We start from the raw sequence: 20275 nt of genomic DNA on the forward strand, positions 1-20275 counted from the left end.
GGGCGGCGACGCTCGGCCCGCCGCACCGGTCGGGTCGGTTCGGGACGATCAGCCCAGCCGGGCGACGACCGGGCGCAGCGCGGTCACCACGTCGGGCGCGGTCACCGGGCCGCCGCGGGCCGCCTCCCGACCGGCCAGCCCGTGCAGGTACGCGGCCCCGGCCGCCGCCCGATCCGCCGGCACCCCGGCCGCCAGCAGCGAGCCGAGCAGCCCGGCCAGCACGTCGCCGGTGCCGCCGGTGGCCAGCGCCGGGGTGCCGGTGGGGTTGACGTACGCCCGGCCGTCCGGCGTGCCGATCACCGTGCGGTCCCCCTTGAGCAGCACCACCGCGTTCATCCAGGCGGCCAGTCGCAGCGCGGACCCGACGCGGTCGGCGCCCGGCTCCTCCCCGCACAGCCGGGTGAACTCCCGGTCGTGCGGGGTGACGACGATCGGCGCGTCCCGGCCGCGCAGCCGGTCGGCGAGTGAACCGTCGACCAGCAGGGTCAACGCGTCCGCGTCGAGCACCACCGGCACCGGTGTCGCCAGGACGGCCCGCAGCTCGGCCGCCGCCTCGTCTCCGGTGCCCAACCCCGAGCCGCACACCCACGCCTGCACGCGGCCGGCATCGGCCACCCGGGGCGTGGCGATCACCGAGGGGTGCTGGCGCAGCACCTCGTCGCGGGCCCCACCGGCGTACCGGACCAGGCCGGTCGGCCCGGCGAGCGCACCGCCGACGGAGAGCACCGCCGCGCCCGGGTACGTCGCCGAGCCGGTCGCCACCCCCACCACACCCCGGGTGTACTTCTCCGACGCGGCGCCCAGCTCGGGCCACCACCGCTGAAGGTCGGACCAGTCGGTGACGTTCAGCGCGGGGGTGCCCCGCAGCCAGGGCTCCAACCCGATGTCGACCAGCTCGACCTGCCCCGCCAACGCGGCGGCCGGCCCGACCACCAGGGCGGGCTTGAGCGCGCCGAAGGCGACGGTCACGTCGGCGCGGACGGCGGTGGGCCGGCCGGACGCGGACAGCGGCACGTGCCCGGTGTCCACCGCGACCCCGCTCGGCACGTCCACGGCCAAAACGGTGGCCCGCTGGCCGTCGCGCCCGCGCAGGTCGCCCAGCCCCTGGACGACCTCGTCCGCGTTCGCCCGCAACCCACCCGTGCCGCCGATCCCGACGATGCCGTCGAGGACCAGGTCGACGGGGCCGGCGGGGCGGTCGACCAGCCGGCCACCGGCGGCCCGCAGCGCGGCCAACCCGGCCACGTGCGCCCGGCCGGGGGTGAGCAGCAGGGCGAAGACCTCGACGCCCCGGCGGGCCAGCCGCTCTCCGGCGTAGAGCGCGTCACCGCCGTTGTCGCCCGAGCCCACGAGCAGCAGCACCCGGCCGCCGTACACGCCGCCGCGCTCGGCGAGCAGCAGGGCGGCCCGGCGGGCCAGCCCGGCGGCGGCGCGCTGCATCAGCGTCCCCTCCGGCAGCGTGCCCATCAGCCCCGCCTCGGCGGCCCGTACGTCGCCCACCCGCCACACCGGTCTCATGTCACCGTGTCCCATCCGTTCCGCGGGCTGGCCGGCACGGCCCACCCGGCCGACGTCACCGTTCCGCGACCACCATCGCCGAGGCGATGCCACCGTCGTGCGAGAGCGACAGGTGCCAGTGGTTGATACCACGCTCGGCGGCCACCGCCGCGACGGTTCCCGAGACGCTCAGCCACGGCCGGCCATCGGTGTCGGGCACGATCTCGCAGTCGTGCCACCGCAGGCCGGCGGGAGCGCCGAGGGCCTTGGCGACGGCCTCCTTCGCGGCGAAGCGGGCGGCCAACGACTCCGGCGAGCGGGGACCGCCGGAACGGGTGACCCGCTCCGGCCCGGTGAAGAGCCGGTCGGCGAGCAGCGGCGTCCGCGCCAGGGACCGGGTGAACCGGTCCACCAGGACGACGTCGAGGCCGACAGCGACGATCACCAGACCACCCTACCGGCGGCGGGGGCGGCAGATTAGCCGTCGGGCCCGCGGTGGGCAACGCCTGTGGACAGACCGGGGTACGACCGCAGTCCGCCGTCCACAGGGCACCTCGGCGCGGCCCGGCTCTGCCTAGCGTTCACCGCGTCGATGCCGATCCGACACGGGGGTGGGGTCATGACCGAGGAGCCGTTCGCCGTCCGGCCGCAGGAGCTGCGCGCGGAGGCCGGCGCGCTCGACGACGAGGCGTACCGGTTGGCGTGGGGTCTGGCGCGGGTGCCCGGGCTGCTGGTGCCGGCCCCGGGCTGGCGGACGGCCACGGCGCTGGCGGGGCTGGAGGCGGCCGGACACGCCTGGTTCTGCCGGCTGGGCACAGCCGTGGCGGTGACCGCCGATGGCATCCGTGGGGCGGCCGAGGCGTACGAGACGGTGGACGACCGGGCCGCCGGCCGGTTCGTCACCGTGCCCCGGTGAGCGGGGTCGGCTACCGGCAGCTCTGGGCCGCCGATCCGGCCGGCTGGCGGGCGGCCGGATCGGCCTGGGCCGGGCTGACCGGCCCGGTCCACCGGCACGCCGACGAGCTGGCCGGGACGGCCGGGCGGCTGCGCAGTGGCTGGTCCGGTGCGGCGGCCACGGCAGCCGACGCCCGGCTCGCCGGTCTTGCCGACGAGCTGACGTCGGTGGCGCCGGCGCTGATCGAGGCCGACCAGACGCTGGCCGAGTTGGCCCGGCAGCTCGCCGTGGCGAGGGCCCAGCTCGCCGAGGCGGTCACCCGGGCCGAGGCGGCCGGCCTGACCGTGGACCGAGCCGGTGGTGTGCGGGCGGCTCCGGTGGACCCCGCGCATCCCGTCGGAGCCGGCACGGCGGCAGCCGGGCCACCGGCGGGTACGAGGGCCGGCACGGCGGCGGGGTCGGCAGCCGGCACGGCGGCGGGGTCGGCAGCCGGCACGGCGGCGGGGTCGGCAGCCGGCACGGCGGCGGGGTCGGCGGTCGGAGTCGCGGTGGCGGGAGTGGCGGCGGCCGTACGCGCGGCGGTCGAGCGGGCCGACGCGGCGGATCGGGCCGCCGCCGACCGGTTGGCGGAGCTGGCCCGTGCGGCCGGCACCGGCTGGGCGTCCCCGGCACCGCCCGGCCGGCCGGCCACCGGGGCGTCGCCGTCGGTTGTACGCGCCTGGTGGTCCGGGTTGACGCCGGCCCAGCGGCGCTGGCTGGTCGGGCACGAACCGGCGCTGGTCGGCGCCCTGGACGGGGTACCGGTGGCGGCCCGCGACCAGGCCAACCGCCTGCTGCTCGGCGCGCGGCGCGACGAGTTGCTGGCCGAGCGGCGGCGATTGTCGGTCCGGGTGCCGCCGGGACCGCTGGTGTCGGTGCGACTGCGCGCGCTGGCCGCACGGTTGGCCGGCCTGGACGCGCTCACCGAGCGGCTGGCCGGCGGGACGCCGCGGGCGTACCTGCTGGGGCTGGACCCGACCGGTGAGGGGCGGGTGGTGGTGGCGCTCGACGACCCGGACCACGCCGATCGGGTGCTGACGTACGTGCCGGGGATGACCGCCGGGCTGGACGACGCCCCCGGCGAGCTGGGTCGGGCCGCCCGGGTGCTGGAGCGCTGCGCGGCGCTCGCGCCGGGTCAGCGCAGCGCGGCCGTGCTGTGGCTGGACTACGACGCTCCGGACTTCCTGACCGAGGCGGCGTCCGCCGGCCAGGCCCGGGACGCCGGGCCGGCGCTGCACCGTTTCCAGGAGGGGCTGCGCGCCACCCACGAGGGGTCGCCGGCCCGGCAGACGGTGCTCGGGCACAGCTACGGGTCGCTGGTGGTGGGGGTGGCCGCCCGGGAGCACGGGCTGGCGGCCGACGCGCTGATGTTCGTCGGTTCGCCCGGGGTGGGCGTGGCGCACGCCGACGAACTGGGCGTCCCGGCCGGGCAGGTGTGGGCCAGCAGGGCACCCGACGACGTGATCCGCCTGGCCCGGCCGGTGGACGAGCTGGGTCGCCCGGCGCTGTTGGGCGCGGCTCCGCTCGCCGCGGTGCTGGGTTGGCCGGATCGCACCGGTCACGAGCTGTGGTTCGGTCACGACCCGGCCGATGCCGGGTTCGGCGGCCGGGTGTTCCGCAGCGGCCGGGGTGGGCACGCCGGCTACTGGGAGCCGGACAACCCGGCGCTGGACGGGATGGCCCGCGTCGTACTGGGCCGGTGACGGGACCGGGCCGCCGACGAGCCACCGGACGCGACGCCGACGACGGAGCCCCGGCCACCGCGGGTGCGGCGCGGCCGGGGCTCCGGGGCGTGGCTGGCGACTACTCGACGGTGACCGACTTGGCCAGGTTGCGGGGTTGGTCCACGTCGTGCCCCCGAGCCGCGGCGATCTCGGCGGCGAACACCTGCAGCGGCACGGTGGTGACGAGCGGGGCGAGCAGGGTGGGCGTACGCGGCACGTAGATCAGGTGGTCGGCGTACCGGACGACGGCCTCGTCGCCCTCCTCCGCGATCACGATGGTCCGCGCGCCACGCGCCCGGACCTCCTGGATGTTGGAGACGACCTTGTCGTGCAGCATCCCGCGCCCCACCGGGGAGGGCACCACGCAGATCACCGGGGTGCCCTTGTCGATCAGGGCAATGGGGCCGTGCTTCAGCTCGCCGGCAGCGAAGCCCTCGGCGTGCATGTACGCCAGCTCCTTGAGCTTGAGCGCGCCTTCGAGGGCCACCGGGTAGCCGACGTGCCGGCCGATGAACAGCACCGTCGGCTCGGACTTCAGCTCGCGGGCCAGCTCGCGGACCGGCTCGATGCGGTCCAGCAGCTCGCGCAGCTTGCCCGGCATCTCCTGGAGCTGGGCCACGACCGCGCCGACCTCGTCGGCGAACTTGATGCCGCGTACCTGGGCCAGGTGCAGGCCGATCAGGTAACAGGCGACGACCTGGGTGAGGAACGCCTTGGTGGAGGCGACGGCGATCTCCGGCCCACCGTGGGTGTAGAGCACGGCGTCGGACTCGCGGGGGATGGTGGAGCCGTTGGTGTTGCAGATGGCGAGCACCCGGGCCTTCTGCTCCTTGGCGTGCCGCAGGGCCATCAGGGTGTCCATCGTCTCGCCGGACTGCGAGATCACCACGATGAGCGTGGACCGGTCGAGCACCGGGTCGCGGTAGCGGAACTCGCTGGCCAGCTCCACCTCGCACGGGATCCGGGTCCAGTGCTCGATGGCGTACTTGGCGACCAGGCCGGCGTGGTACGCGGTGCCGCAGGCCACGATGAAGATCTTGTCGACGTCGCGCAGATCCTGGTCGCTGAGGCGGACCTCGTCCAGGGCGATCTCGCCGCTCTCGGTGAGTCGGCCGAGCAGGGTGTCGGCGATCGCCTGCGGCTGCTCCTCGATCTCCTTGAGCATGAACCAGTCGTAACCGCCCTTCTCGGCGGCGGACGAGTCCCAGTCGATGTGGAAGTCCTTGCCGCTGGCGGGCTGACCGTCGAAATCGGTGATCTCGATGCTGTCGCCGGTGATCAGGACGATCTGGTCCTGACCCAGCTCCACCGCCTCGCGGGTGTGCTCGATGAACGCGGCCACATCGCTGGCCAGGTAGTTCTCGCCGTCGCCGCGCCCGACGACCAGCGGCGAGTTGCGCCGGGCGCCGACGACGGCACCGGGCACGGAGGCGTCGACCGCGAGCAGGGTGAACGCGCCCTCCAGTCGCTGGCACACGACACGCATGCCGGCGGCGAGCAGCTGCGGGCCGTCCGGCTGGCCGGCGGCGCGCAGGTCGGCCAGGGCGGCGGAGAGCAGGTGCGCGGCGCACTCGGTGTCGGTGTCGCTGGTGAACTGGACGCCGTCGGCCTCCAACTCGGCGCGGAGCCTGGCGAAGTTCTCGATGATGCCGTTGTGGATCACCGCGACGCGGCCGTCGGGCGCGACGTGCGGGTGGGCGTTGCGGTCGGTCGGCCCGCCGTGGGTGGCCCACCGGGTGTGCCCGATGCCGGTGGTGCCGTCACCGATGCCGATCGGACTGGCCGCGCAGGAGGTCGGGTCGTCGGCGGCACGCTCGGAGAGCACCTTTTCGAGGTTGGCGAGCTTGCCGGCCTTCTTCTCGGTCAGGAGCTGGTCGTCGCAGACGATGGCGACGCCGGCCGAGTCGTAGCCCCGATATTCCAGCCGTCGCAGCCCGTCGAGCACGATGCTCAGCGCCGGGCGCGCGCCGGCGTATCCCACGATTCCACACATGGCCCGCAGCCTAACCCAGTTTCGCTCATCATGGGTGCTCGAAAGACGGCTAAACAAGCACCGAATTTGAGCGATCGGTGGTTGGTGGGCCGCAATGGGACGAGCTTCACGAGCCGGGCCGGCGTGCGCGGGACCGGACGGGGTTGCGGGACGACCGGCGCGTACGACAGTCTTCCGGCGGGTTCGGCGCACGCTCCGCTGACTCCTCGACCCCTTACCCACTCCCGCCCGGAGCAGCCATGTCCGACGCGCCGCCCCCCGAGTCGTCCCCGACGCCACCTCCGGACCCCGCCCCGCCGCCGCCGGACCCGACGGCTGCGCCGCCGCCGACGAACCCGCCGTCCGGTTGGTCCGCGCCGGACGCCTTCCCGACGCCGGATCCGTTGACACCGGGCCAGCCCTGGGCGCCCCCACCGGCCTGGACCCCGCCGCCCCCGTCCGCGCCGTGGACGCCCGATCCCACCGGCGTTCCGGGTACGCCCGACGCCGCCGGAACCGGCGCCTGGCCGCCGCCCCCAGAACAGCCGTCGGCCGGCTACCCGCCGGGTTACCCGGTACCCGGCTACCCACCGCCCGGCTATCCACCGCCCGGCTATCCACCGCCCGGCTACCCACCGCCGTACCTCTATCCCGGCTATCCGCCGCCCGCCCGGCCGGGCGGCGGGGCCGGCCGGGTCGTCGGGATCGTCGTCGCGGTCGTCGTGGCGCTCGCCCTCCTCGGGTGCGGATGCTTCTGCGTGTCCGGGTCACTGCTCAGCCGGCTTGTCCCGGACACGGTCGCCGAGGACCCGTACGACAGCGACCCCTTCGGCGACGACACCTGGCCGCCGAGCATCGCGCCCGAGCCGCCCACCGTGCCCGACACCCCCACGACGGGGCCCACCAAGAAGCCGATCACGCGCCCGACGTCGGGTCCGGCCCCCGTGACGGTGGTCTACGAGGTCACCGGAGTGGGCCGGGCGGACATCGCGTACTTCGACGCCGAGAGCGATCTCATCCACATCGACGGCGCGAAACTGCCCTGGCGCATGACCATCCGCACCAACGGCCAGAGTCGGGTCATGGTCGAGGCCAGGTGGTCCGATGACGGTGAGAGGCCGATCGGCTGCACCGTCACGGTCACCGGCGCCGGAAAGCCCGTGACGAACAAGACCCAGGGGACCTGGGCCACCAGTTGTGAGCCCGAGTGAGGCTGGAGTCGGGTCAGCGGGTGACCGTAGGCTGGTGCAGGTGACGACGAGCACCGATGTCGACCCGCTGGTGGCCCGGATGCGGCCGTTCGGTACGACGATCTTCGCCGAGATGTCCGCCCTCGCCGTCCGGACCGGGGCGGTCAACCTCGGCCAGGGCTTCCCGGACACGGACGGCCCGCCGGAGATGCTGGCCGCCGCCGTCGAGGCGCTGCGCGGCGGGCAGAACCAGTACCCGCCCGGTCCGGGGATCCCCGCCCTGCGCGCGGCCGTCGCGGCGCACCAGCGTCGGTTCTACGACCTGGCGTACGACCCGGACGGCGAGATCGTGATCACGGCGGGCGCGACCGAGGCGGTGGCGGCCAGCATCCTCGCTCTCTGCGAACCGGGCGACGAGGTGGTCTGCTTCGAGCCGTACTACGACTCGTACGCCGCTTCGATCGCGCTGGCCGGCGCGGTCCGGCGGCCGGTCACGCTGCGTCCCGGCGCGGACGGCCGGTACGCCTTCGATCCGGCGGCGCTGCGGGCGGCGTTCGGGCCGCGTACCCGACTGGTGCTGCTGAACTCGCCGCACAACCCGACCGGCAAGGTGTTCACGCCGGCCGAGCTGGCGCTGGTGGCCGAGTTGTGCCAGGAGTTCGGCGCGTACGCGGTCACCGACGAGGTGTACGAGCACCTGGTGTTCACGGACGCGTCCAGCGCGCACGTGCCGCTGGCGTCGCTGCCCGGGATGCGGGAGCGGACGCTGCGCATCTCGTCGGCCGGCAAGACGTTCTCCTGCACGGGCTGGAAGATCGGCTGGGTGAGCGGCCCGGCGGCGCTGGTCTCGGCGGTGCTGCGGGTGAAGCAGTTCCTCACCTATGTCAACGCCGCGCCGCTGCAACCGGCGGTCGCCGTGGCGCTGGCCCTGACCGACGACTACTACACGGGCTTCCGCGACGGGCTCCAGCAGCGGCGCGACCAGCTCATCGGCGGCCTCACGGACGCCGGGTTCGACGTGCTGACGCCGGAGGGCACGTACTTCGTGACCGCCGACGTCACCGCGCTCGGCGGCACCGACGGGATGGAGTTCTGCCGGTCGCTGCCGGAGCGCTGCGGCGTCGTGGCGGTGCCCACCCAGGTCTTCTACGACGACGTTGAGGCCGGCCGGCGGCTGGTCCGGTTCGCGTTCTGCAAGCGCCCGGAGGTGCTGGCCGAGGCGGTCACCCGGCTGCGCGCGCTGACCCGCTGACCGGCCCGGAGCCGGTCGCGTCCGGATCGGTCGCCGACTGATCCGGGGTGGGCGACGCCAGTCGGGTGAGCAACTGGCCCTCATCGCCGAGCAGCGCCGCCTCGGCGTCGTCCACGAAGGACAGGTCGGCGGTCACGTGCCGGCTCGCCGCGGTGAGCAGCAACCCGACCACCGGATCGTCGGCGGTCCGCCGGAGGCCGTCCAGATTGCGCAACTCGCGCAGCAGGTGCCCGCGCTGGTTGCTCAGCACGGCACGAACGGTGACCGCGGACCCGGACCGGGCGGCGGCGGTGACCTTGAGGAAGAAGTCGTCCCGGAATCCGCCGCTGCGCGGGCTCGGCTCGCCCAGCCACCGCGCCAGCTCCGCGCGCCCGGCCGGGGTGATCTCGTAGACGACCCGGTCCGGCTTGATCGGCTGGGGCTGCCGTTCGGCGACGACCAGTTCGTCCCGGGAGAGCCGGTCGAGGATCTGGTAGAGGTGGCCGATGTTCAGCGGCCCCCACTGCGGGCCGACGGCGGCCTCGAACGCTCCCTTGAGCTGGTAGCCGTGGCTGGGGCCACCAGCGAGCAGGGAGAGGACGGCGTGCTGGATCGCCATGTCACCTCCGGTACCGGTCTTGCATTGTCACAATGTATCGCGCAGAGTGGGAGACGGCACACGGGGAGGCGCGATGCTCGGCTTCATCTGGCGACAGCTACGCGGCCGTGCGGGGCGGTCGGTGGCACTGCTGGTCGGAGTGCTGGTGGCCACCACCGGTTTTGTGGTCCTGACCGGTGCCACCACCACCTCCCGCCTGGATGTCAACGGCACGGTCGAGCGCAACACCCAGGTCGCCTACGAGATCCTGGTGCGCCCGAAGGGCACCCGCACCCCGCTGGAAGCCGAGCGCGGGCTGGTCCGCCCCAACTATCTCTCCGGGCTCTTCGGCGGCATCACCACCCAGCAGTACGAGCAGGTGGCGGCCGTCCCCGGCATCGAGGTGGCGGCCCCGATCGCGATGCTGGGCTATTCCACCACGCTGCTGCCGACGCCGATCGACCTCACCGGGGCCGTCGACCGCTCACTCGATCATCAGGTCATCCGGGTCGACCCCACCTTCCACGCCGAACGCGGTCTCTCCAGCGCGCGGGGCAAGCCCCGGTACGTCTACGTGACCAAGAAACCGTTGATCTTCCCCCGGCTCGACGGGGGACTCGGCAGCGAATCGGTCCCCTACTCCGACGGGAACTCCTACCCCTGGCCGGAGTCCTGCGGACCGGCCCCCCGGGAGGTGCAGCCGGACGGCCGCAGTCTGCCCATCTGCGATCCCCAGTACGCCCTGCTCGGCAACCCTGGCACCTACTCCGAGCGGGAGGCGTGGTCGCTGCACGCCGTGCAACTGTTGCCCGACGGCCGGTTCCGGGGCCAGCCCTACGCGTTGGCGAGCGATCGGGACGGCACCTCGGCGCCCGCCGACCGGCTGGTGATGGCGTACGACCTGACCGTGCCGTTCCTCCTGGCCGCTGTCGACCCGGCCGCCGAGGAACGTCTGGTCGGCCTCGACGACGCCGTGGTCACCGGCCGGGCCGTCCGCCCGGACGACACCGTCGCTGTCGAACGGGCCGGCAGCACGGAGAACCTGCAGGTGCCGGTCCTCGTCACCAACCGGCCCTTCATCGACGAGGCACTGTCGGCCACCTTCACCCGGCTCTCGGCCAGTCCGGTGGGCGTGCCGGCGATCGACCTGGAGAAGACCCTGAGCCGCCCGGTCGGGGCGCCAGCTGGGTCTGCCCGAACCGACCTCACCGCCGGCCACCAGACGATGCTCACCGAGGAGCTGTCCCCGACCGGGTGTTGCGTGGGCCAGTTACAGGCCATCGTGCAGTCGGCCGACGTGCAGTACGACCGTCTTGCCGACGGCAGCCTGCGGGCCCGTCCGCAGCCACCCGGCGCACCCACCGCGTACGGCCGGGAGACGGCGTACAACCCGGTGCCCCGCCCCTGGCTCGCCGACGACAGCGGTTCGCGGTCGGTACGGCCGCTGCTGCTGGCCGCCGCCGGGAACACCACCTTCCGGTACTGGCGGGCCACGGGTGTCTTCGACCCGAGTCGGCTGACCGGCTTCGCCGACCTCGGCCACCTGCCGCTGCAGACCTATCAGGCGCCCGTCGCGCAGGGCGCCGACGAGCGCAGCCGCGCGGCGCTGGGCGGTCAGCCACTCGCGCCCAGCGGCAACCCGGCCGGATACCTCTCCGCCCCACCGCTGCTGATCACCAACCTCGGCAGCCTGCCGACCCTCCTCGCGGGCACCGGCAGCCCACAGGCCAAGGCCCCGATCAGCGCGATCCGGGTACGGGTGGCCGACGTGGGCGGGTACACCGAACGTTCGGCCGAGCGGGTCCGGTTGGTCGCCGAGCAGATCGCGGCGCGCACCGGACTGGACGTCGACATCACCCTCGGCTCGTCGGCCGCGCCGCAGACCGTGGAGCTGCCCGCCGGCACGTTCGGTCGGCCGACGCTACGGCTGACCGAGAACTGGTCGGCGCTCGGCGTCGCCTCGATCATCACTCAGGCGGTGGACCGCAAGAGCCTGGTGCTCTTCCTCCTGGTGCTGGTGGTCTGCGTCCTGTTCCTCGGCAACGCGGTCAGCGCCGCAGTCCGGGACCGACGCTCCGAACTGGCGGTGCTCTCCTGCCTCGGCTGGCCGGTCCGCCGCATCGCGGCGCTGATCCTGGGCGAGGTGGCCCTCCTCGGGCTCATCGCCGGCCTGCTGTCGCTGACCCTCGCGGTGCCGCTCGGAACAGCCCTCGGCATCGATGTCGACTGGCGACGGTCGGCTCTGGCCGTACCCATCGCCCTGCTGCTCGCGCTGGCCGCGGGCCTGGTGCCGGCGCTGCGGGCCGCGCGCGCCCACCCCGCCGCCGCCCTGCGCCCGATGGTCGCTCCCGCCGGTTGGGTACGCCGGCCCCGCACCCTGCTCGGGATGGCGCTGGCGAATCTGGCCCGTACCCCCGGACGCACCTTCCTCGGCGCCGGCGCGCTGGCCATCGGGGTGGCCGCGCTGACGTTGGTCACCGCCGCTGCCTGGGCGTTCCGGGGCGCGATCGTCGGCAGTCTGCTCGGCGACGTGGTCTCCCTGAGCGTGCGCGGCGCGGACACCGTGGCCGCGGTGGCCACCGTGCTGCTCGGCGCGGCGGCGGTCGCGGACGTGCTCTACCTGAACATCCGCGACCGGGCGGCCGAGCTGGCCACCCTGCGGGCAATCGGCTGGACCGACGCCGAACTGGGCCGGCTGGTCGGTTACGAGGGGCTGACGCTGGGGCTCGTCGGGTCGACGACCGGCGCGGCGGTCGGCCTGGCCAGCGCGGCGTGGCTGATCGGCGCCCTGCCCGGCGCGCTGATCCTGGTGGCCGCGCTGGTCGCGCTGGCGGGCGCGCTGGTGAGCGCTCTCGCCGCGCTGGTGCCGGCCGCCCTGTTGCCGCGTCTACGGCCCGCCCGACTTCTGGCAGAGGAGTAGCTAATGAGCGAGCAGAGCGGCAGCGTGATCTCGGTCGACCACCTGGTCCGACGGTTCGGCGTCGGCGCGGACCGACTCACGGCGGTCGACGACGTGTCGCTGAGCATCGCGGCGGGCTCGGTGGTGGCGCTGACCGGGCCGAGCGGGTCGGGGAAGTCGACGCTGCTGCACCTCATCGGCGCCATCGAGCAGCCAGACGAGGGCAGCATCACCACCGACGGTGTGGTGGTGAGCGAGCTGCGGCGTGCCGCGCTGGCCCGCTACCGGCAGCGGGTCGGGTTCGTCTTTCAGCGCTACCACCTGCTGCCCGCGCTCACCGTGCTGGACAACGTGATCGCGCCGGTCCTGCCCCGCCGTGGTCGGACCGATCACGCGGCACGTGCCCGGGAACTGCTCGACGCGGTCGGCCTGGCCGGGCGGGAACGCGCCCTGCCCGCCCAGCTCTCCGGCGGACAGCAGCAACGGGTCGCCATCGCTCGGGCGCTCATGGGCGCACCGGGCCTGCTGCTGGCCGACGAGCCCACCGGCAACCTCGACTCCACCACCGGCGGCCAGATCCTCGACCTACTGCTCGACCTCCGTGACCGGCACGGCATGACCATCCTGCTGGCGACCCATGATCAGGCCATCGCCGCGCGCTGTGACCGACTGGTCCGACTGACCGACGGCCGTGTCACCGAGGATCTCGATCTCACCGACGGCGAGGACCCCGCCGACACCTACGGGCGGGCGAGCCAACTGCGGTTGTGACATCGCCCCGGGGGGTGGTCTCAGGCGGCCGGGCTGGCCGTACGCACCAGGGCGGCGATCCGCTCGGCGACCTCGCGGGCGATCGCCTCGGTGGCGGCCTCGACCATCACCCGGACCAGGGGCTCGGTGCCCGAGGGGCGCAGCAGCACCCGACCGGTCTCCCCCAGTTCCGCCTCGGCCCGCTCGACCTCGGCGCGGACGGCCGGTGCGTTGGCCCCGACGGTCCGGTCGCCGACCGGCACGTTGATCAGCACCTGCGGCAGCTTGGTGACCACCGAGGCCAGCTCGGCGAGCGACCGGCCGGTGGCGGCCATCCGGGCCATCAGGTGCAGGCCGGTGAGGACTCCGTCGCCGGTTGTCGCGTGGGCCGGCATGACGATGTGACCGCTCTGCTCGCCGCCGAGCGCGAGGCCGGACGCGCGCAACTCCTCCAGGACGTACCGGTCGCCGACCTTGGTTTCGATCAGCCGGATGCCCTGCGCGGACATCGCCAGCCGCAGACCGAGGTTGCTCATCACGGTCGCCACCAGGGTGTCCTGGGTGAGGGTCCCGGCCTCCCGCATGGCCAGCGCCAGGATCGCCATGACCTGGTCGCCGTCGACCTCGTCGCCGTCGGCGCTGACCGCCACGATCCGGTCGGCGTCGCCGTCGTGGGCGATGCCCAGGTGGGCGCCGTGCTGCACCACGGCCTCACGCAGGGCCTCGATGTGGTTGGAGCCGCAGTCGTCGTTGATGTTCAGGCCGTCGGGCTCGGCGTGGATCGCGACGACCTCGGCACCGGCCTCCCGGTAGGCGACCGGAGCCACCTCACTCGCCGCGCCGTTGGCGCAGTCGACGACGACCTTGATCCCGTCCAGCCGGTGCGGCAGTGCGCCGACCAGGTGCTGCACGTAGTGGTCCGCGCCGTCGAGCAGGTCGTGCACCCGGCCGACGCCGGCACCGATCGGGCGGTCCCAGGCGGTGGTGGCATTCGCCTCCACCGCGGCCTCGATCTTCATCTCGATCTCGTCGGGCAGCTTGTGACCACCGGCGGCGAAGAGCTTGATGCCGTTGTCCGGCATGGGGTTGTGTGACGCGGAGAGCACCACGCCGAGGTCGGCCTTGGCTTCGGCGGTGAGGAAGGCCACGGCCGGGGTGGGCAGCACACCGACGCGTACGACGTTCGCGCCGGCACTGGTCAGCCCGGCCACGACGGCGGCCTCCAGCATCTCGCCGCTGGCCCGGGTGTCCCGGCCGACAACGGCGAGCGGCGGGTGACTGCGGTCCGTCTCGGCGAGTGTGTGCGCGGCGGCCACGGCCAGCGCCAGCGCCAACTCGGGCGTGAGATCCGCGTTCGCGCGCCCGCGTACGCCGTCCGTGCCGAACAACCGACCCATACCCGCCAACCTCCGATGAGCAACTGCCGATGAGGAGAAAGCGGAACGGCCGGTCCACCTCCCCGGTCGGGGGAGGCGGACCGGCCGTCCGTCAGAAGTACAACGCGCTGGAGAAGATCAGCGCTTCGAGTACTGGGGAGCCTTACGGGCCTTCTTGAGGCCGTACTTCTTGCTCTCCTTGACCCGGGCGTCCCGGGTGAGGAAGCCGGCCTTCTTGAGGGCCGGGCGGTCGTCCGGCTCGTTGACGATCAGCGCGCGGGCGATGGCCAGCCGCAGCGCACCGGCCTGGCCGGTGGTGCCGCCGCCACGCAGGTTGGCGATGACGTCGAACGCCTCGGGCTTCTCGGCGGTGACCAGCGGGTCCTTGATGAGCTGCTGGTGCACCTTGCTCGGGAAGTAGGCCTCAAGGTCGCGGCCGTTGCAGGTGATCTTGCCGGTGCCCGGAACGATACGGACCCGGACGATGGCCTCCTTGCGCCGACCCACGGTCTGGATCGGGCGGTCACCACGCGGCGCGCGGGCGACGGGCGCCGGCGCCTCGGTGGCCTCGGGGGCAACCTCGGTCTCGGTGATGTCGGTCATGCTGCTTCCTTCGCCCGCGCTCACTGCGCGATCTGCTTGATCTCGAACGGCACCGGCTGCTGCGCGAGGTGCGGGTGCTCGGCACCGGCGTAGACCTTCAGCTTCTTGATCAGCTGACGGCCGAGCTTGTTGTGCGGGAGCATCCCCTTCACAGCCAGCTCGATGGCCCGCTCGGGGCGCTTGGTCAGCAGCTCGTCGTAGCCAACCTGCTTCAGACCACCCGGGTAACCCGAGTGGCGGTAAGCGACCTTGGTCTGGCGCTTGTTGCCGGTCAGCGCGACCTTGCCCGCGTTCACGATGACGACGAAGTCGCCCGTGTCGACGTGCGGCGCGAAAGTCGGCTTGTGCTTACCACGCAGCAACGTGGCGGCGTGGGTGGCCAGGCGGCCCAGCACGACATCAGAGGCGTCGATGACGTGCCACTGACGCTCGATCTCACCCGGCTTCGGGCTGTACGTACGCACAGGTCTACCTTGTCTCGTCGTCGGTCTGGGGTCGCGCGCCGAGGTGACCAGAGCTAGCAGGCCGGACCAGCGCGCACGAACGACCAAGCGTACCTGATAGGGCACGCCTCTGGATGTCGTACAACAGCAGGCAACGATACCCGGCGCCCCATCGGCAGGTCAAAACGGGGGTGGGCCGCCGCGCTCGGGCGCGGCGGCCGTGACCCGGTTCACACGCCGGCGAGCCGCTGGGGCGACCCCGGACGACGGTAGGCGACCCAGGTGACCGCGAAGCACAGCGCGTACCAGCCGATGAACGCCAGGTAGGCGGCGTCCGCGTTGCCGGAGCTGAGGAACGACTGGCGGAAGGCGATGTTGACCAGCACCCCGCCGGACGCCCCGATCGCGCCGGCGATCCCGATCAACGCGCCGGTCATCCGTCGCGCCCACCGGGCGGCGGCCTCCGGGTCGCGCGTGCCGTCGGCCACCGCGTCCGCCGCTCGGGCCCGGAAGATCGCCGGGATCATCTTGTACGTGGAGCCGTTACCGATCCCGGAGAAGACGAAGAGGGCCAGGAACCCGGCCAGGTAGAGCCCGAACGAGCGCTCGCGGGCCGCGTACAGGACCATGCCGGCGCCGAGCGCCATCGCCACGAAGTTCCAGAAGGTCACCCGTGCCCCGCCGAGCCGGTCGGCGAAGTGCCCGCCCAGCGGCCGGACCAGCGAACCGATCAGCGGCCCGAGGAAGGTCAGCCAGGCGGCGTCGACGGGGGTGGGGAACCGGTCGGCGAACTGGAGCTGGAGCACCTGGCCGAAGGCGAAACCGAACCCGATGAACGACCCGAAGGTGCCGATGTAGAGCAACGACATCACCCAGGTGTGCGGGTCCCGGGCCGCCTCGCGCAGCGCTCCCGGCTCGTTGCGCGCCCCGGGCACGGTGTCCAGCCAGCGGGCCGCCGCCAGCGCGGCCAGCACGATCAGCGGCAGATACACCGCAGGCACCAACCGGGGGTACGCGGCGCCGGCGGTGGCCAGCACCGCCAGCCCGACGAGCTGCACGGCCGGTACGCCCAGGTTGCCGCCACCGGCGTTGAGCCCGAGGGCGCGTCCCTTGAGGTGCTGCGGGTAGAACAGGTTGATGTTCGCCATCGAGGAGGCGAAGTTGCCGCCGCCGACGCCGGTGAGGCAGGCGAGCACCATGAGGGTGGAGTAGGACACCCCCGGCTCCAGCAGGATCGTCATCGGCACCGTCGGGAGCAGCAGCAGAAGCGCGCTGATCATCGTCCAGCGCCGCCCGCCGAAGCGGGCCACCGCCAGGGTGTACGGCAGCCGCAGCACCGCGCCCAGCGCGGCCGGCACGGCGGTGAGCAGGAACTTTCCGGCCGGGTCGATGCCGTACGCGGGGCCGAGGAAGAGCACGGTCACCGACCAGAGACTCCACACGGAGAAGCCGACGTGCTCGGCGAAGATCGACACCCAGAGGTTGCGGCGGGCGATCGGCGCGCCCGTCGTACGCCAGAAGTCCGGGTCCTCGGGCCGCCAGTCGTCCAGCGGGCGTCGACGCCCGGTGACGGCAGGTGGGTCGGCGGTGACTGCGGTGCTGGTGAGCGTGCTCACGGCGGCTCCTCCTCGTCGATCTGACGAGGAAAAACGCTAGGAAGGTGGAGTTACCTGGCAGTGCCTGTCGTGGGTCGGCCCGGAAACGCCTGCCGCACCACGGGCCGGGGGCGTTGGTGAGGTCCGTCGATTCAGAGCTGTTGGAGGATGCGCAGCGCGCGGCCGACCCGGAGCATCGTGTCGGTGTCGGCGACGTCCACGCACTCGGTGAACCACTTCTTCATGGGCGAGGAGATCCGGTCGGGCATCACCACGTACGCGCCCATCGGCACGGCCAGGGGCGAGTCGCGCAGCAGCGACTCCTCGACCACCTCGACGACGATCACGATGGGCACGTCGGTGGAGTTGTAGACATCCGAGCTGATCACCAGACCGAGGCGTTCCCGGGCGCCCTCGATGCGCCAGACCTCACCCCTGCGCAGCACGCGGCGGTTCACCGGAGAAGAGGTCGTTGACCATGCCCACCTCGCGGGCGTCGGCGAGGGCGGCGGACTCCAGGTCGAGGCCGGCGCGTCCCACGGCGGCGGCGTGCGCGGTGAAGACCTCGCGCAGCGCCTTCTCCCGGGCGGCCTGGTCCATCCACGCCGAGAGGGACAGCCCTTCGCGCTTGGCGAAGCGTCGGGCCTCCTCGATCGTCTCGTCCGTGAACGACAGCGTCACCTTGGCAGTCATGCCGGTGAGACTACCCATCGGTATGACCGTCAGTCATCCACGCGGTGGCCGGCTCGCTCCCGGGTGTCGAAACGTGCATATCGTCAGCGGGCACGTCCGCCGAACACCGCGAAACGCCACTCCTTGAAGTAGCAGTCGACGTCGACCAGGCCGGCCTCGTCGAGCCATCGGCACTGGTCGGCGACGGTCGCCGGAAGGTCGTAGCGCATGCGGCCCCGAGAGGCGGCGATCTCCTCCGGCGACGACCCCAACTCGGCGATCCGCGCCATCCACACCTCGTCGTAGCGCTGGTCGAGCGCGGGAGTCGGCCCCGCGACCTGCTCGGCGTTGACGAACACCCCACCGGGCGTCAGGGCGGCGGCGGCCCGCCGGTAGAGCGCCCGCTTGCCGTCGTCGTCCAGGTGGTGGATCGCGAGCGCGCTGACCACCGCGTCGTAGCGGCCGGGGGGCAGCTCGTCGGACAGGTCCGCCTGGACGGTCCGGTGCGGCACCGAACGCGCCGACAGCTCGTCGGTGGCGCGGGCCAGCATCGCCGGCGCGGCGTCCACAAGGGTCAGCCGGACCCCGGGCACCGCCGCGGCCAGCAGGAGCGAGAGCAGCCCGGTGCCCGCGCCCAGGTCCAGCACCTCGGGGGTACGCCCCGCCGCCAGCGCGGCACGCAGCGGTGGCGTGGCCACCTCGACGGCCGTGCCGTAGAAGGCGTCGAAGCAGGGCACCAGCCGCCGCCGCGCCTCGTCGTAGGTGCCGGCCACCGCGTCGAAAACGTCCACCACACTCATCGCGCACTCCCATCCCTTGAGACAGATTTCCCACATTATAAGCGCCATGGGGTCAACCCCGCCGACCCCGGACACGCGAAAGGCCCCCGGCGAGCCGGGGGCCTTTCGCGCTGTAGCTGATTAACCGACGGGGCCGATCGCCTTCACCAGGTCAACGAAGCCTGCCCATGCCGCCGGTCCGAAAGTCAGCGTCCCGCCGTCGCGGTCCTTGGTGTCGCGGACGAGGACGATGCCGGGAAGGTTGTCAGCGACCTCGACGCACGAGCCGCCGTTGTTTCCGCTCTTCGTGCTCTTACGCCACTGCACGCCGGTCATGTCCATGATCCCGCTGCTTTCCTGATCAGGTCGAGGGACTGTTGACGGGAAAGAGCTTCACTCCTAATGCGTTCCCATCTGCGATTTAGCGTAGCAACGTCCGCAGCTCCGTTCACGATCTGCGCACGCACCTGGCTATCGATGTGGGCGACCTGCTCACCGTCCGGTAGCTCGGCCACGATGAAGCCCCCGCCAAGCCCCGGATACATCCCGACGTTCTGTGGCACCACGAGCACCTGCACAGCGGGCAACGCCGCGCAGTCGACAAGGTGGGCGACCTGCTCGCGCATCAGTGAGCGGTCGCCGTACGCCGACTGATAGAGAACCAGTTCGTGCACAACCGCGGTCAGCAGGGGCGGGCGCTCACGACGGAGGATGGCCTGCCGGTCGATGCGGGAGGCGACCACATCGTCAACTTCACCCATCGTCAGTGCTTCGCCGGTCAATGTCGCCCGTGCATAGGCCTCAGTCTGCAAGAGACCAGGCACCCACGCGTGCTCAAACCAACGAATCGCGACGGCCTCACGCTCCCAGTCCACCCACTCGCGCAGCCATTGCGGCTCGCGTCGCTTGAGGACATCTGGCCAGAGGTCCGCAACGTCCCTTCCGAGGATCGTCGCCAGCTTCGCGCGCCGACGGGGCTGCGGCACACGTCCCGGGCTTATCCATCGCGCTGCCGTCTTCGGATCCACACCCGTCTGAGCAGCCAGACTTTCGGCTGTCTCGCCAGCTTCGGCCATGGCCACCTGAAGTAGATGATTCATCCCGCCTCCAAGATGAACGTCCCGAACGTCCCTGGGAATAGATCGACGTCGTGTACTGATCCCATCACTCTCGGCAATGTAACCGGCAGGCGGCGCGGCCGGTAGGGATCAGAGCCCGGCGGACGCGTTCGTATCGGGGCCGCCCCTGGCCCGTGGGCATCGCGGGGCGGCCCCTTCCCACAGTGACGACCAGGGGGAGAGCACCGTGCCGGACAAGCCGCCGGATCGGAGACCCACACCGAAGCCCACACCTCGGAAGCCACACACGGGTGACGTGCTGCACCTGACGCGTGCCGCGAGTGTGCAGTTCCTGCACCCGATCTTCGTCCGCGTGATTCGCGTGCTCGACTGGCCGACGTACGACGGGTGGCTGTGGATTGACGCTTACGAGCTGGCCCCGAATGGCGACGCGGTCGCGCGCCGATCCCTGTTCGTGATGCCCGTGGGCCTGATCTGGGCGGGCACGTCCGCCCCGGCGGCCCGTCGCTCGACCACCCGCACTCCCGTCAGGCGCGGTCCGGCGCGTGTTCGATGACCCGTCGTCCTCGCCCGCACCATCCGATGCGCCCGGCGTGGCTCTGCGGCAACTGTGCCGCTCCCTGGCCGTGCCCGCCGGCACAGCTTCACCTCGCGACCGAGTTCCACGGCCATTCGATCGCCCTGGCGTTCTACCTGGCAGCAAACATGCAGGACGCGGTTGCCGACCGGTACGCCCTGGGTCTTGATCCTGACCTGCGGGCACTTCACGCCCGGTTTCTGGGCTGGCATTCGCTGTCCCGCCGACCGAACCGCGCCGACCTGGAGGGGTGACTGTCGGTCCGCCGCCACCTACCCGTCACGCCCGTTGCTCCCGTGCGGTGTGAGGCCCACTTGACAGGACCGAAACAGAAGGGACCCGGACTGGAAACTGCC

21 protein-coding genes are annotated in these 20275 nt (G+C 72.7%); 8 read left to right on the forward strand and 13 right to left on the reverse strand.

Going from position 1 to position 20275, the window contains the following annotated elements; all coding sequences use genetic code 11:
• Nucleotides 1-48 precede the first annotated feature (48 nt).
• Together AB0J36_RS12170 and AB0J36_RS12175 are read right to left on the reverse strand one after the other, a co-directional pair.
• Complete coding sequence (locus tag AB0J36_RS12170) at nucleotides 49-1518, reverse strand: NAD(P)H-hydrate dehydratase (RefSeq protein WP_357174411.1); 1470 nt, start codon at nucleotides 1516-1518, stop codon at nucleotides 49-51.
• A 55-nt stretch (nucleotides 1519-1573) separates the two neighbouring features.
• Complete coding sequence (locus AB0J36_RS12175; protein ID WP_357126380.1) at nucleotides 1574-1942, reverse strand: holo-ACP synthase; 369 nt, start codon at nucleotides 1940-1942, stop codon at nucleotides 1574-1576.
• Nucleotides 1943-2116: 174 nt separating this feature from the next.
• On the opposite strand from AB0J36_RS12175, the gene AB0J36_RS12180 reads away from it, so the two are divergent.
• The gene (locus AB0J36_RS12180) at nucleotides 2117-2413 is read left to right on the forward strand and encodes a hypothetical protein (RefSeq protein ID WP_357174408.1); all 297 of its coding nucleotides are present in this window, start codon (nucleotides 2117-2119) and stop codon (nucleotides 2411-2413) included.
• Nucleotides 2410-4134, forward strand: coding sequence for an alpha/beta hydrolase (locus AB0J36_RS12185; protein ID WP_363660488.1), 1725 nt, complete (start codon nucleotides 2410-2412; stop codon nucleotides 4132-4134). Before AB0J36_RS12180 ends, AB0J36_RS12185 begins: the two co-directional genes overlap by 4 nt.
• A 100-nt stretch (nucleotides 4135-4234) precedes the next feature.
• Here AB0J36_RS12185 and glmS read toward each other — a convergent pair whose 3' ends face one another.
• Nucleotides 4235-6148, reverse strand: coding sequence for a glutamine--fructose-6-phosphate transaminase (isomerizing) (gene glmS / locus AB0J36_RS12190; RefSeq protein ID WP_355050715.1), 1914 nt, complete (start codon nucleotides 6146-6148; stop codon nucleotides 4235-4237).
• Nucleotides 6149-6387: 239 nt separating this feature from the next.
• Between glmS and AB0J36_RS12195 the strand changes: the two genes are divergently transcribed.
• Both AB0J36_RS12195 and AB0J36_RS12200 read left to right on the forward strand, forming a co-directional pair.
• Nucleotides 6388-7338 (forward strand): MmpS family transport accessory protein, encoded by a 951-nt coding sequence (locus AB0J36_RS12195; RefSeq protein WP_363660490.1) that lies wholly within the window; start codon nucleotides 6388-6390, stop codon nucleotides 7336-7338.
• Nucleotides 7339-7417: 79 nt separating this feature from the next.
• Complete coding sequence (locus AB0J36_RS12200; RefSeq protein WP_357393855.1) at nucleotides 7418-8569, forward strand: pyridoxal phosphate-dependent aminotransferase; 1152 nt, start codon at nucleotides 7418-7420, stop codon at nucleotides 8567-8569.
• On the opposite strand, the gene AB0J36_RS12205 is transcribed toward AB0J36_RS12200, so the two are convergent.
• Nucleotides 8541-9167 carry a PadR family transcriptional regulator gene (locus tag AB0J36_RS12205; protein ID WP_363660491.1) on the reverse strand — a complete coding sequence of 209 codons (627 nt, stop codon included), beginning with the start codon at nucleotides 9165-9167 and terminating at the stop codon, nucleotides 8541-8543. The two genes, AB0J36_RS12200 and AB0J36_RS12205, sit on opposite strands and share 29 nt — an antisense overlap.
• 73 nt (nucleotides 9168-9240) lie before the next feature.
• On the opposite strand from AB0J36_RS12205, the gene AB0J36_RS12210 reads away from it, so the two are divergent.
• Nucleotides 9241-12066: an ABC transporter permease gene (locus AB0J36_RS12210; protein ID WP_363660492.1), complete on the forward strand. Its 2826-nt coding sequence runs from the start codon at nucleotides 9241-9243 to the stop codon at nucleotides 12064-12066.
• Nucleotides 12067-12069: 3 nt separating this feature from the next.
• Nucleotides 12070-12816: an ABC transporter ATP-binding protein gene (locus tag AB0J36_RS12215; protein ID WP_357393832.1), complete on the forward strand. Its 747-nt coding sequence runs from the start codon at nucleotides 12070-12072 to the stop codon at nucleotides 12814-12816.
• 20 nt (nucleotides 12817-12836) lie between these two features.
• Here the strand turns inward: AB0J36_RS12215 and glmM are convergent, their stop codons facing one another.
• The 9 genes from glmM to AB0J36_RS12260 form a co-directional block, all read right to left on the reverse strand.
• Nucleotides 12837-14192: a phosphoglucosamine mutase gene (gene glmM / locus AB0J36_RS12220; RefSeq protein ID WP_363660493.1), complete on the reverse strand. Its 1356-nt coding sequence runs from the start codon at nucleotides 14190-14192 to the stop codon at nucleotides 12837-12839.
• Between the two features lie 117 nt (nucleotides 14193-14309).
• Nucleotides 14310-14774 (reverse strand): 30S ribosomal protein S9, encoded by a 465-nt coding sequence (rpsI, locus tag AB0J36_RS12225; protein ID WP_355050719.1) that lies wholly within the window; start codon nucleotides 14772-14774, stop codon nucleotides 14310-14312.
• 20 nt (nucleotides 14775-14794) lie between these two features.
• A complete protein-coding gene (gene rplM / locus AB0J36_RS12230; RefSeq protein WP_007465158.1) occupies nucleotides 14795-15238 on the reverse strand; it encodes a 50S ribosomal protein L13 in 444 nt (147 codons plus the stop codon).
• A gap of 209 nt (nucleotides 15239-15447) precedes the next feature.
• Nucleotides 15448-16833 (reverse strand): nitrate/nitrite transporter, encoded by a 1386-nt coding sequence (locus AB0J36_RS12235; protein ID WP_357174394.1) that lies wholly within the window; start codon nucleotides 16831-16833, stop codon nucleotides 15448-15450.
• A 131-nt stretch (nucleotides 16834-16964) separates the two neighbouring features.
• A complete protein-coding gene (locus AB0J36_RS12240; protein WP_357126408.1) occupies nucleotides 16965-17270 on the reverse strand; it encodes a hypothetical protein in 306 nt (101 codons plus the stop codon).
• A complete protein-coding gene (locus tag AB0J36_RS12245) occupies nucleotides 17242-17505 on the reverse strand; it encodes a DUF6364 family protein (RefSeq protein ID WP_357126411.1) in 264 nt (87 codons plus the stop codon). Before AB0J36_RS12245 ends, AB0J36_RS12240 begins: the two co-directional genes overlap by 29 nt.
• A gap of 83 nt (nucleotides 17506-17588) precedes the next feature.
• A complete protein-coding gene (locus AB0J36_RS12250; RefSeq protein WP_357126414.1) occupies nucleotides 17589-18284 on the reverse strand; it encodes a methyltransferase domain-containing protein in 696 nt (231 codons plus the stop codon).
• A gap of 120 nt (nucleotides 18285-18404) precedes the next feature.
• The gene (locus AB0J36_RS12255; protein ID WP_363660514.1) at nucleotides 18405-18599 is read right to left on the reverse strand and encodes a DUF397 domain-containing protein; all 195 of its coding nucleotides are present in this window, start codon (nucleotides 18597-18599) and stop codon (nucleotides 18405-18407) included.
• Nucleotides 18596-19363: a DUF5753 domain-containing protein gene (locus AB0J36_RS12260; protein ID WP_363660494.1), complete on the reverse strand. Its 768-nt coding sequence runs from the start codon at nucleotides 19361-19363 to the stop codon at nucleotides 18596-18598. Before AB0J36_RS12260 ends, AB0J36_RS12255 begins: the two co-directional genes overlap by 4 nt.
• 274 nt (nucleotides 19364-19637) lie before the next feature.
• On the opposite strand from AB0J36_RS12260, the gene AB0J36_RS12265 reads away from it, so the two are divergent.
• Together AB0J36_RS12265 and AB0J36_RS12270 are read left to right on the forward strand one after the other, a co-directional pair.
• On the forward strand, nucleotides 19638-19898 hold the full coding sequence (locus AB0J36_RS12265) for a hypothetical protein (RefSeq protein WP_357393835.1): 261 nt from the start codon (nucleotides 19638-19640) through the stop codon (nucleotides 19896-19898).
• Nucleotides 19895-20173: a hypothetical protein gene (locus tag AB0J36_RS12270; protein ID WP_363660495.1), complete on the forward strand. Its 279-nt coding sequence runs from the start codon at nucleotides 19895-19897 to the stop codon at nucleotides 20171-20173. Before AB0J36_RS12265 ends, AB0J36_RS12270 begins: the two co-directional genes overlap by 4 nt.
• Nucleotides 20174-20275: the final 102 nt, after the last annotated feature.

Source organism: Micromonospora sp. NPDC049662 (assembly GCF_040675055.1).
GTDB lineage: Bacteria > Actinomycetota > Actinomycetes > Mycobacteriales > Micromonosporaceae > Micromonospora.